Below are 13,186 nucleotides of genomic sequence, written 5' to 3'. Positions count from 1 at the left end.
ATAATTAGGCTTATTCGTTCTTTAAGTCGTTATACAATGGTTCTATCGTATGGAGCTTTCCTTCTGAATAATTGCTTTTTCCCCGAAAAAACCGTTTCTTTAGGTCAATTTTAGCTGAATTAGCCATGAACAATCTAGAATTTATAAAAAGTATCCAAATTAGTGATTTTTCGTCTACACCGAAATATTTACAATTGGCGGATGCTGTTATGGATGGCGTGAAGAATAGCCAGCTAAAACAAGGCGATATCTTGCCTTCTATAAATGAATTGAGTGTGCATCTTGATATTTCGCGCGATACAGTAGAGAAAGGATACAAGCACTTGAAGAGCTTAGATGTGATCTCTTCTACACCCGGAAAAGGATATTTTGTAGCAAAGTCTGATGTTGTCAGCAAGCAGAAAATTGCCTTGTTCTTGAATAAACTCAGTGCACATAAAAAAATCGTGTATGATGCGTTCGCTCGTGAACTTGGTCATCATGCCTCCTTGGATCTTTTCGTGTATAACAGTGATATATCTCATCTTCGAAGTTTGCTGCTAAACTTGACCAAGCATTATGATCGTTATGTGGTTTTTCCTCATTTTAAAGAAGGCAGAGATCAAGCCCCTGAGGTATTGGCGCTTATTCCATTAGAGAAGCTGATGCTACTGGGGAAAATGGTTGAAGGTGTAGATGGTAGTTTCGATGCGGTGTATGAGAATTATGAAAAAGATATTTACGAGGCACTAGAGACTGCGCTAGAACCCTTATCGCGGTATCGTACCCTTAAGTTGGTGTTCCCGGATAATAGCGATTATCCTAAAGCGATTATTAAAGGCTTTTATAAGTTCTGTCAACAATATGCATTTGATCACCTCTTGGTGGGCAACCTGTCAAAAGAAACATTGCGTAAGGGTGATTGCTATATCAACCTAGCAGAGGATGATTTGGTCTTGATTTTGGAAAAATGTATTGATAAGGAATTTGTTGTTGGAGATGATATTGGTGTAATTTCCTATAATGAAACACCGTTGAAAAAATTCATTTTGAACGGTATCACGACCATTTCTACGGATTTTGAGCTGATGGGTAAATATGCTGCTCAGATTATTAAAACAAATGAAAAGGCACAAGTGGAGGTTCCTTTCTATGTAAATATTAGACCTTCTATCTAATTATTTCCTTTTTTTCTTATAGTGCAGATACGTAAACCCTTACTATAGGGCGTAAGAGTTTTTTTACCTATTCTATTGCTATTTTCAGAACTATCCTGCACAGGATACGGCAGGTTGCTGTATCTAAGAGCTTTCTATAACTTGCTGCTGTATTGAGAAAGGTGTTTTGCTAACAAAACGAGGGAAGGAGATAAACCACAATAATTATTTATGTATTCGTTAGGATAAGTCGGTCATAACAACGATAGTATCCAATAATCCGAAAGTGCACAAAAGAAGTTTGCAATCGCTTGCAAAAAATGCTATTGTTGAGGAATACGAGTTTTTATCGGTTATGTCTATCTGCTGTCGTCATAAAGAAAATCCCATAATCAATAGAATAGTGTATTATTTTGAAGAATTCCAGAAAAAATGCAAATGAAAAAAATTAGAGAATCAAGCTTTTCCTATGGGCTAACGAAACAGCTCGTATTCATAGGCTTGTTTTTGTTGTTAGCGATCCCAGCGTGGGCGCAAACAAACATTTCGGGAAGTGTAAAGGACCAAGAAGGAAATCCTTTGCCTGGCGTAACCGTGTCGGTTAAAGGGACAACTATTGCTACGACAACAGATGCTACGGGTACATTTAAAGTGAGTGCTCCGGGCAACGGTACATTGGTTTTTACGATGATTGGGTATACGTCACAAGAATTAGCCGTGGCCAATAAAACGGCAGTAGTGGTTACTTTAGCCTCGGAAAGTGAACTGGTAGAAGAAGTTGTGGTTGTGGGGTATAATGTGGTGAAGAAATCGGACGTTACAGGTGCTGTTGCTAGTATTGGAACGAAAGAGCTGAAAGCTATGCCGGTTAAAGATGCGCTACAGGCGATGCAAGGAAAAACGGCAGGTGTCGATATCACGTCCAATCAACGGCCTGGTACTACTGGATCAATTAAGATTAGAGGCGTACGATCGTTAAATGCGGATCAAGACCCTTTGTATGTTGTTGATGGGATGATCCTGCAAACTGGGGGAATAGAGAACATAAATCCCAGCGATATAGAAAGCATTGATGTCTTGAAAGACGCTTCCGCAACAGCTGTTTACGGTTCACGTGGTGCAAATGGAGTTGTACTAGTTACCACAAAAAAAGGTAAGGCGGGCAGATTAACCTTGAATTATGCCGGGACGGCTACGATGGAAAGGATGTATGACGTCACGGAATATATGGATGCTGCTGAATGGCTTGATTATGCACGCTTAGCGAAAAATGGAACGACTACACCCGATTATGCTTCTGATTATTCCCGTTGGGGATCTGTAGCAGCTTCTTGGGCTAATATCGCAAAAGGCTGGACGGAAGGAAATACAAAATGGGATCCATCCTTGGTAGGAAACTTTGATTGGGCAGATTATGGCAGGCAAGATGCTCTTTCTACCGAACATACATTAAGTATTGGCGGGGGAAATGAAAAATCTCAAGGCTATGGTTCCTTTGGTTATCTGAAACAAGACGCGACACAGCCAGGGCAGTTATATGACCGTTTTAATACTAAAATTAGTTTTGAAGCTTCGCCTACTAAATGGTTTAAAATGGGAACAGCAGTAAACTTAGCTTACAGCAACCAAGATTATGGTTATAATTTTTCAAAATCTGTGACAGGTGCTGGAGATTATTATTCTGCTCTAAGAGGTATGTTGCCATGGACAGTTCCTTACGATGAAAATGGTGATTATATTCGAAATCCAGCAGCAGGAGATATCAATATTGTTAATCCTATAAATGAGCTAGATTATAATACAAATCAACGCCAAACATTTGTTGCCAATGGAAGCTTTTTTGGAGAGTTTGACTTGGGAGAGATGTACAGCCCTCTAAAGGGACTACGTTATCGTATTCAATTTGGTCCGGAATTTAAACATTACCGTTTAGGATTGGCTAATGCTGCAGAAGGAATTAACGGAGACGGTAATAACGCGGTAACCTACAATACAGATCGCAGATTAGCCTGGACCTTAGATAACTTGATATATTACGATCGTCAATTCGGGATGGATCATCGTTTAGGATTGACTTTATTGCAATCGGCATCTACATACAATCAGGAAACGAGTACTATGAAAGGTACGGATGTGGCAAGTGCGGAAGAATTGTGGTATAATATCAAATCAGGAGGTTTTAATGGAGATTATGGGACTACCTTGGAAGAGAGACAGATGGAGTCTTATATGGTACGAGGTAATTACAGTTTCAAAGATCGTTACCTTTTAACGGCTTTTATACGTTGGGATGCTTCGTCCGTATTGGCAGAGGGGAATAAATGGGCTTCTTTTCCTTCAATATCAGGAGCTTGGCGTATTGATCAGGAATCGTTTATGCAAAATGTGAATTTTGTGAATAATTTAAAGTTACGTCTCGGGTACGGTGTCGTGGGAAATGCGGCTATTGATGCTTATCAAACGAAGGGTGGTTTGACACAAAATTTCTATAACTGGAGTTCTACGTCTTCATCTTCAGGTTATGTGGCGTCAGATCCATCAGCTTCCAGCCCGCAAAAGATGGCTAACCCTGGATTGACATGGGAGCGTACAACACAGTATAACATTGCCCTTGATTTTGGTGTGTTGAAGAATCGTGTAAGTGGATCATTCGATTTATATAAAACGAAGACGAAAGATCTATTAATGGTCATGGGACTCAATCCCGTTACGGGATATCCATCAACTTGGGCCAATGTGGGGAAAACAGAAGGTTGGGGTATCGATTTTCAGCTAAATACGGTTAATATTCAAAAGGAAAACTTCCAGTGGTTGACTTCATTTACTTGGTCTAAGGATAGAAGTAAGATTGTCGCTCTAAACAATGGTCGTTCCGAAGACCTTTCCAATAATTGGTTTGTAGGACAAGATATTTCAGTTGCATATGACTTTGTGTATGATGGTATCTGGAAAACGTCAGAAGCTGAAGAAGCTGCTAAATATGGTCGTAATCCAGGACAGATACGTGTCAAAGATCTCGGTGGAGTAGATGGTGCTCCTGATGGTGCAATTGATGCGAACTATGACAAGCAAATAATAGGGTCTTATCGGCCTAAATGGTCTGGAGGTATATCCAACACGTTCACGTATAAGAATTTTGAATTGTCATTTTTTATCTTTTCGCGATGGAAATTCTTAGTCAATGCAGGTGCTGCTACCTTGGATGGGCGTTATATGCAACGAAAATTGGATTATTTTATTCCTGGAGTGAACGAAGATGCTGAATATTACCAGCCTGGTTCTAATGGTGAAGCAGCTGACACTTACTCGTCTTCTATGAATTATCAGGATGGTTCTTTTATTAAATTAAGAAATGTCAGTTTCGGTTATAGTTTTCCCTCTTCAAAGTTGGAACGTTTAGGTATCAGTAACCTGAAAATATATGGACAGTTGATGAATCCTGCAATGTTATATTCTAAGACCGATTTCTTAGATACGGATTTGTCGACATACAATAATAACACGACACAGCCAGGTTCGGCTATCACGACTAGGGGTGCAGTTCTAGGTTTAAGTATAGGCTTTTAGTAGGATGTCACGATTGAAATTTGAAAAAATGAAAAAGAAAAACTATAAAATATTAGTTGCTTCATTGTTGGCAGGCGCGAGTTTAGTAGGCATGAACTCGTGTAGCAAAGATTTTATAAAGGAAGAGCAAATTACCATACCTGATACGGATTATTTTAAAACGCAAGCGGGTTTAGATGATTTAGCTACAGGTGTATATTCCAAATTAAAATTTAAGTTTAATTACACTTGGGGAATGGCCTTGTTTAATCTCGGTGTAGATGAGTTTACAGATGCCAATAATCCGTCGCCAAGTTTTAACAGTTATAGTGCTGATTTGAATTCTAATGAGGTTACTTATGGAGGAGGAAATATCCAACCTTTATTTGATAATATGTATTCTGGAATAGAATCAGCCAATACGTTGATTCAGAATATACCGCTTTATTACGACCAAGCTAATAGCAGTTATAATACGCGCTTGGGAGAGGGTTATTTTATGCGAGGCTATTTCTATTTACAATTATTAGTGCAATTCGGTGGTGTGCCATTAAAATTGACACCTTCTACTGGAGTAGAATCCTACTTCGTAAGGGCTTCTGAGGAAGAGGTGTTTGCGCAGATTATATCGGATTTGGAACAGGCCTATAATTTGTTGCCTACTTCGGTATCTGAATTTGGACGAGTAACAAAATGGGCTTCTGCACATTACTTAGCAAAAGCACATCTTACACGGGCGAGTGAACTTTACGCTGGTTGGAATACATCCTATGTTGCGGATGATTTGGACGCGGTTATCAAATATGGTAGTGAAGTTGTGAGTGCACATCCATTGGTTGATGATTTCGTGGAATTGTGGGATTACGAAAAAGCCAACGGTGCAAATGAAAAAGTATCAGAAGTTGTGTTGGCTGCACAGTTTTCAGACGATCAGGCGACTTGGGGACGTTATGGAAATCAAATCCATTTGTATTACCCCGCTGTATATCAAGATTTAGCGGGTACGAGTCGTGATATCTCGGGTGGAAGAGAATTCTCTTATGCTCGAGCGACCAATTATACAATGGATGTTTTTGATCGTGTCAATGACTCCCGTTTCTGGAAATCTTTTGTTACGATGTATGGCTGTAATAACAGCAGTGGAGCACCTGCTTGGACAGCAGCAAATGCTTCTCTAGGTCCAGCAGGAACCGTTGCAAATACAAAAAGGTTTAAAGGAGGTGAGTTGGCTATTAAATATATTGTCAATAATTCAGGAGATACTAGGTATACCAAGGTAGCCAGTGATAATACAGGTGTATTAAAAGACGGTATTATGCAAAATACACACACCTTTGTTCGTTACTTTAACGGCGAAGGGCAAGCATGGGTTGGACAACATGGCAATAACGGTTATTATGGTGTTCAATCTAGATCAGTCGCTTTGTCGAAGTTTAGAGATGGTTATAGAATTAGTATAGCTTCTCAGTTTGGAACAAGAGACGTCATCATGGCTCGTTCGGCAGAAGACGTATTGATGATCGCGGAAGCCTATATCCGCAAAGGTGAAGGCGAATATGCGAATGCGATTACTTGGATTAATAAGTTGCGCACAAGGGCTGGCTATAAAGCTGGAGAAGACAGAGCAAAGAATGTAGATGGAGGTCAAGCCTATAAAAACAATTCGTATGCTACTGGTAAAGGTGGTGGATATTCTGCGGATGGTGCTATTTATTGGGAGGGTAACTCTTATTATGAGTCTAATAGTGATATGGCAGTGACAACAGCTGCAACGTCCATTATTTTAAACTCTGTAAATGATGTTTATAATTCCCCTGTTGACGCGCCAATATACACGGCTCTTGGTGCAACATCGAATACACAAAAGATGATGTGTTTCCTTTTGAATGAGCGTACTCGTGAATTGTGTGGGGAATTGTATCGCTGGGAAGATCTTGCACGTACGAAGACATTGGAATCTCGTTGGAAGACTTTTAATGATGGTTATGTGCGAGGAAATACGGTTTTTAGTGCGACCAAGCATTATTATCGTCCGATTCCGCAATCTTTCCTAGATGCTACGACAGACGAGAATGGGAATGCATTAAATGCTGCCGAAAAACAAGCGATGCAAAATCCAGGTTACTAAAAATAAATTGTTAGCTTAAAAAGCCGACCGTCCATAAGGATAGTCGGCTTTTTTCTTTAGACTAAGCCCTCTTGTTTGTAATAAAGATGTTAGATAAGCTTTTTTTATAGGCTTAAATGCAGTCTTTTGCCGTTTTTTCTTCTTTTGCAGGACAGCGCAGGATACCTATGGAATACGTTTTTAATATCTTGCGGAGTAAACCTACAATGCTAACAATCACAGATAGTGAACCATGATATCTACACAAGGGGAAGATGAAAAGTATTCGAGACGATTTTTTATTCAATCGGGAATTTCTCTATTGTCGGGCATGTGTGTGGCTCCATTCCTTTTTGGAAAGACTTTCTCGCCTGATATCAAGCCTGTTTTTTCGTTAAAACCTATCGGTCGATCGCTCGAGTTAGCGGATTATTATATTTGGTGTTCGTCGCCCATCTGGGGAGAGGATGGTAAGGTGCATCTTTTTTACTCCCGTTGGCGAAAAGAGAAAGGGATGAGCGGATGGCTTCACGGTTCCGAGATTGCTCATGCCATCGCTGACACGCCATATAGCTCCTTCAAACATCAATCTGTTGTGCTTGCACCTAGACCCGAATCTTGGGATAGTACCACCTGTCACAATCCCTTGATCAAAAAGGTGGAGGATACCTATTATCTCTTTTACATGGGAAATTCCAATGGCAAGACAGATACTAAGCGAATCGGTCTCGCCAGCTCATCAAGCTTATTTGGACCATGGAAGCGTACCGATACCCCCCTTTTACTGCCTGGTGATGAAGGGGCTTGGGATGATCACTGCACCACTAACCCTGCATTTGTATGTGGAGATGACGGGTTGTATTGGCTCTTTTACAAGTCTTGGAATACTGCCGACTATCAATCGGAAAAAGGTCCCGTTCGGGGCAACAGAAAGTACGGATTGGCAAAGGCGAAACATCCAGCGGGGCCTTATGTGAAAGTATCGGAAAAGCCGGTTATCGATTTTTCCCAACGCCCCAATAATGCACAATTGGAAGATGCTTTTGTGTGGAAAGAAGGTGATATATATTATATGATTGCCCGCGATATGGGCTTTTATAATCATGAATTTGGCTTACTGTTGACGTCTACCGATGGCATACAGTGGTCAGAACCTACGGTGTCGTATTTGGGATTAAAGAGTTATGTCCAAGAAGCACCGCCGCCCTCTTATTTAAAAAGGTTCGGTCGCTTAGAACGGCCCATGCTACTGTTGGATCAACAGACGGGCAAACCCCGTTTTCTGTTTGGGGCGACACAGGGAGGCTCTTTTGGAACCTCCACAACTTTCGTATTTGATATATTAACGTATAAACTTTGATTTTAGTAATAACCAAAATGATGAAGAAATTAATTGTATGTCTATTATCCTGTTGTCTGTTTGCGATCGCAAAAGGACAAAGTAGCCCATGGAATAGTTCGAAGCAACCATTAGCAGAAATCGCAGCTTTAAAAAAGCAAATTGTAAAACCTGAATTCCGTAAGAAAGACTATCTGGTAACAGCTTTTGGTGCAAAGGGTGACGGTACAACAAAAAACTCGGATGCATTTACGCAAGCGATTGCACAGTGTCATGCTGAGGGTGGAGGCCGTGTAGTCGTACCCGCTGGTGTATTCTTAACAGGAGCTATTTACCTGAAGAGCAATGTGAACCTACACGTCAGCGAAGGGGCAACTATTCTGTTTAGTCGCGATAGCTCGGACTATCCGATGGTTTTTACCCGTTGGGAAGGAATGGAATGTATGAATTTCTCTCCATTTATCTACGCCTATGGCGAAGAGAATATTGCGATTACTGGTAAAGGAACGCTAGATGGCAATTCGGATAACGATCATTGGTGGTACTGGTGTGGGGCGCGTAAATACGGCTGGAATGAAAATCGCCCAGGCGAGCAGAAGCCTGCACGGGCCGTTTTACACCAACAAATGGCAGATGAGGTAGACGCAAAGACAAGAATTTATGGTGATGGCCATTTTTTACGGCCTAATTTTGTACAACCCTATCTCTGTAAGAACGTATGGATTGCCGATGTAAAGATGGTGAATTCGCCTATGTGGAACTTAAACCCCGTTCTTTGTGAAAACGTACTGATTGAAAGGGTTCGTGTCATTAGTCATGGGCCGAATAATGATGGTTGCGATCCAGAAGCTTGTAAGAACGTTTGGATTAAAGACTGTTATTTCGACACTGGCGATGATTGTATTGCGATTAAATCGGGACGCGATGAGGATGGACGAAATATCGGTAGGCCTGCTGAAAATCATATTATCGAAAACTGCATCATGAAGGATGGACATGGAGGTGTCGTTATAGGTAGTGAAATTGCAGGTGGGGCAAGGAATATTTATTCGCTGAATAATGTGATGGATAGTCCTAATTTAGATCGAGCGCTGCGTATTAAGACGAGCTCAAGTCGTGGCGGAATAATCGAAAATGTCTTTTTCTACAATACGAAGGTAGGACAATACAAAGAAGCGGCTGTCCGATTTAATATGTTTTATGAAAAGCCAGGAAATCATATCCCTACCATTCGTAATATCTGGGTAGAGAACCTAAAGGTCGAAGGGGGAGGGAAATACGCGGTTTTATCCAACGCCTATGAATCGTCTCCAGTTACGAATTTTACCATGATAAATTGCCAGATTAACGGTGTTAAAGAACCTTACCGTGTAGATTATTTAAAGAATGTAACCCTCAAAAATGTCGTTATCAATGGTAAGAATACGACTTCATTTGACTAATTATGCGTGGTAAAAGTCTATTTTCTTGTTGTTTACTTTTTTACCTTTCCATTGGGTTATTAACAGCACAATCTCGGCATTGGCAAAAAAATGATCGCCAATTGCATTACACAGAAGATCAAGGTGATTTTCTGTTAGTGGATGGAAAGTACAGGTTTAATCGTGCGCTCTATGGTGATAATAGAGCTTCTCGTGTTGAAGCAGGAGATTTGCCAGAATTTGCACTCTATCTCCCCGGAATGGCCGGTAATCTTCAGTTTGTTGTTCAACAAGGCGATGTGTTTCGAAAACTTATCGAAGCAAAGCATATCGAAACACGTTACAGGCCTGGTGCGATGTTGTATAAAATTCAGGATCCTGTTCTTGGAAAAGGATACCTTCATTTAACGGTGCTCGCACAGGCAAACAATGAAGGGATGGTGGTTAAATTGGAGGCTAAAGGGCTCCCAAAATCGACTGCTGTGTATTGTATTTATGGAGGAGCAAGTGGAAAAACCTTTAGTAGAAACGGCGATATTGGTGCTGATCCAGAATCTGGATTCTACCTGCTGCCGGCCTATGCTATATACAATAGTTTTACGCTCGATAGGAATAATTTTTCGCTACGCTATCTCGGTAAACGTGAAGAAGAGCTCTATGTCAATGGAAGCTTTACCTCAGGGGGAACCGTAGGGTTGAGTGATGCACATGCCCTTTCTGCCCTGTCTACGTTGGAAAATGCGAACAAACAAGGGAGTCCTATTGTTTATGCGAAATACACCCGTTTTGATAAGCCGATTTACATGCAAGTGTCTAAGGGCTATAACAACAATGCTTCATCAGCAGATTTATCAGCTTTATACGCTGAAGCTGATCAGGCTCGATTGGCAATAAGTAACCGGATAAAATTACGTACCCCCGACCGTTACATCAATAATTTTGGAGCGGCTTTAGCCATTGCAGCCGATGGAATTTGGGAAAATCCAACGTTTCTGCATGGTGCTGTCGCTTGGCGAATGCGGTTAAATGCTTGGCGTGGTGCTTATACTGCGGATGCTCTCGGTTGGCATGAGCGTGCAAAAGCACATTTTAGTAGTTACGCAAATTCGCAGGTACTTGAGCCTGTCCAAGGACCTGTGGTAATGGATACAGCACTCCATTTAGCACGTCATCTGGAGAAAATGGGGACTTCCGTATTTACAAGTGGTTATATCTCCCGCAATCCGAACAACAATACCGTACCGCATCACTACGACATGAATCTGGTCTTTTTTGATCAGCTGTTTTCTCATTTTGATTATACAGGTGATCGGATTTACTTGAAGAAGATGTGGCCGACAATTGTGCGACATTTGGATTGGGAGAAAAGAAATTTTGATCGCGATGCGGATGGTCTCTATGATGCCTATTGTGCTATCTGGGCGAGTGATGGGCTGCAATATGCAGGTGGTGATGTGGCACATACCAGTGCTTATAATTATAGAGCAAATAGGGCTGCTGCAAAAATAGCAGATTTACTAGGCGAGGACAGTACTCCTTATCAAGTGGAGGCAGAAAAAATAGGTCGGGCACTACGGGATAGACTATGGCTGGCGGAGAAAGGCTATTTTGCCGAATATCAGGATGCACTAGGGAATAGATTATTGCATGATAAACCCGGACTCTGGACGATCTATCATGTAGCGGATGCCTTTCTATTGGATGAATTTGAGAGTTATCAAAATCTTCAATATGTGCAAAATCACTCACCCAAAATACCGATCAGTGTTACCGGTATGCAACATGAAGGACTGTATACGCTTGCAACGACAAACTGGCAACCGTACACTTGGTCCGTCAATAATGTGGCTTTGGCTGAGAATCTGCAGACAGCCCTCGCATATTGGCAATCGGGCCGCAATGAGGATGCTTATGTATTGTGGAAGAGCAATCTTATTGAAAGTATGTACCATGGGATCAGTCCCGGGAATTTTCAACAGCTGTCTCACTACGACGCTTTCAGAGGTGAACTTTATCGGGATTTTGCGGATCCTATTGGCGTTGCCTCCCGTACATTAGTAGAAGGCCTGTTTGGTATGTATCCGCAGCTGTTGGACAAGGAAATTCTGGTTAAACCTGGATTTCCTGCATCTTGGGATTTCGCAGAAATAGCATTACCGGAATGGCGCTATGCCTATAAAAAGAAGAAAGACAGGGTGCAATTTGATATTCATACGAGCTACCAAAATCCTGTCAAATTGAAGATGGAAGTGCCTATCAGTTATACACGTATTCGATCTGTTAAAATTAATGGAAAACAGATCGATTGGGCCATAAAGGAACAATCTATCCATCAGCCGATTCTTGTCTTTGAAGGGGCTGTGGAACATGATTTTTCGATTGAGATTGCTGGTGAAGGACAGTTGGAATTAGCGTCGTCCGATGCTGTAGTACAGCGTTATACCGAACCTTGGGTGTTCTCTTTAAAAGATGGACAGGAGCTATTGGATGTGTATGATCCTCAAAAAATGGTGCAAAGTCAAGAAGGAAATCAATTTCGATTCGCTCCAAAAAAACATACTGGAACCTTTTTCTTGAAATTGAAGGAAGGACAGATGAATTGGTGGCATCCGGTGAATATGGAACTTGTGGAGCCTGTTTCGCATCGTTTCGAACGAAAGGAAAACAAGCACCTGCTCTGCCTGAAAAACAATACCGATAGATCTATCGTAGTACAGGTGCAGGCGCCTCGATTGAAGGAGGATATCACGTTATCTTCACGCGATTCTGCCGAGATTGAAATACCAACGCATACCTTATCGAAGGGAACAAATAGGTACGAGCTTGGCGTTGATGGAATCAGGTGGACAGTAGATTACTACAGTTGGGATATTGCACAGGATGAGGGGTATATACAGACCGATTTATCGTCGTTTTATAATGCGCGTGTCCAACAGATTTTTGAACAGCGGTATCTCTCTCCTCGTCCAGAAGGCCCTACTTTACAACTGCCTTGGCAGGGCATTGGAAACTGGTGTTATCCGCTGGTTACAGCGTCTATAGACGATTCGGGATTGATGGCCGCTCGTAAGAAGGATGTCGTCACTTATTTGGAGATCCCATTTTTAATCTCTGGTAATAGCAAAAATGTGCTGTTCACAAGTCAATGGGACAATTACCCAACGTCTATAACGGTACCATTGCAGGGAAAGGCAGAGAAAGTGTATCTGTTAATGGCTGGTTCTACCAATCCTATGCAGTCACAATTGGTCAATGCTTATGTTCGGGTGCGCTATACGGATGGCGAGGAATCGCTTCTGCCGTTGAAAAATCCTACAAACTGGTGGCCAATTGAACAGGATTACCTGGATGATAATTATGCTTTTGAGATTCCGGATGATCTTGTTCCGTATCGGGTGAAATTGAAAACGGGGGAATTGTATAAAGGAGGACAACTCGCTAAATATAGCGATATTAAAGGTTTTTCCAATCGTGGAGTAGATGGTGGGGCAGCTACCATAGTAGACCTTCCGCTCGATGCTACAAAAACACTCCAATCGCTTACGCTGATGACCGAAGCAAATGATGTCGTTGTAGGGCTTATTGCTGCGACTTTATGGGCAAGGTAAGTGGCTGAATATGTATTTTAACTAATTAC

At 41.5% G+C, this 13,186-nt stretch carries 6 protein-coding genes; all 6 read left to right on the top strand.

Annotated elements, in window-relative coordinates:
* Nucleotides 1-125 precede the first annotated feature (125 nt).
* Nucleotides 126-1,157 (top strand): GntR family transcriptional regulator, encoded by a 1,032-nt coding sequence (locus ACSZOX_RS15980; RefSeq protein ID WP_437921074.1) that lies wholly within the window; start codon nt 126-128, stop codon nt 1,155-1,157.
* Nucleotides 1,158-1,574: 417 nt separating this feature from the next.
* On the top strand, nt 1,575-4,703 hold the full coding sequence (locus ACSZOX_RS15975) for a SusC/RagA family TonB-linked outer membrane protein (protein WP_437921073.1): 3,129 nt from the start codon (nt 1,575-1,577) through the stop codon (nt 4,701-4,703).
* Nucleotides 4,704-4,731: 28 nt separating this feature from the next.
* Nucleotides 4,732-6,810, top strand: coding sequence for a RagB/SusD family nutrient uptake outer membrane protein (locus tag ACSZOX_RS15970; RefSeq protein WP_437921072.1), 2,079 nt, complete (start codon nt 4,732-4,734; stop codon nt 6,808-6,810).
* Nucleotides 6,811-7,042: 232 nt separating this feature from the next.
* Nucleotides 7,043-8,149 (top strand): glycoside hydrolase family protein, encoded by a 1,107-nt coding sequence (locus tag ACSZOX_RS15965; protein ID WP_437921071.1) that lies wholly within the window; start codon nt 7,043-7,045, stop codon nt 8,147-8,149.
* A 17-nt stretch (nt 8,150-8,166) separates the two neighbouring features.
* Nucleotides 8,167-9,570 (top strand): glycoside hydrolase family 28 protein, encoded by a 1,404-nt coding sequence (locus ACSZOX_RS15960; protein WP_437921070.1) that lies wholly within the window; start codon nt 8,167-8,169, stop codon nt 9,568-9,570.
* A 2-nt stretch (nt 9,571-9,572) separates the two neighbouring features.
* A complete protein-coding gene (locus ACSZOX_RS15955) occupies nt 9,573-13,157 on the top strand; it encodes a DUF4450 domain-containing protein (protein ID WP_437921069.1) in 3,585 nt (1,194 codons plus the stop codon).
* Nucleotides 13,158-13,186: the final 29 nt, after the last annotated feature.

The sequence above is a fragment of the Sphingobacterium sp. LRF_L2 genome (genome assembly GCF_965644235.1).
Lineage (GTDB): Bacteria > Bacteroidota > Bacteroidia > Sphingobacteriales > Sphingobacteriaceae > Sphingobacterium.
This window is presented reverse-complemented; position numbering and strand designations above follow the sequence as displayed.

What these genes read in the sequence shown, in the direction of transcription:
- ACSZOX_RS15980 (WP_437921074.1), top strand. Translation starts at nt 126, where the DNA reads ATGAACAATCTAGAATTTATAAAAAGTATCCAAATTAGTGATTTTTCG.
- ACSZOX_RS15975 (WP_437921073.1), top strand. Translation starts at nt 1,575, where the DNA reads ATGAAAAAAATTAGAGAATCAAGCTTTTCCTATGGGCTAACGAAACAG.
- ACSZOX_RS15970 (WP_437921072.1), top strand. Translation starts at nt 4,732, where the DNA reads ATGAAAAAGAAAAACTATAAAATATTAGTTGCTTCATTGTTGGCAGGC.
- ACSZOX_RS15965 (WP_437921071.1), top strand. Translation starts at nt 7,043, where the DNA reads ATGATATCTACACAAGGGGAAGATGAAAAGTATTCGAGACGATTTTTT.
- ACSZOX_RS15960 (WP_437921070.1), top strand. Translation starts at nt 8,167, where the DNA reads ATGATGAAGAAATTAATTGTATGTCTATTATCCTGTTGTCTGTTTGCG.
- ACSZOX_RS15955 (WP_437921069.1), top strand. Translation starts at nt 9,573, where the DNA reads ATGCGTGGTAAAAGTCTATTTTCTTGTTGTTTACTTTTTTACCTTTCC.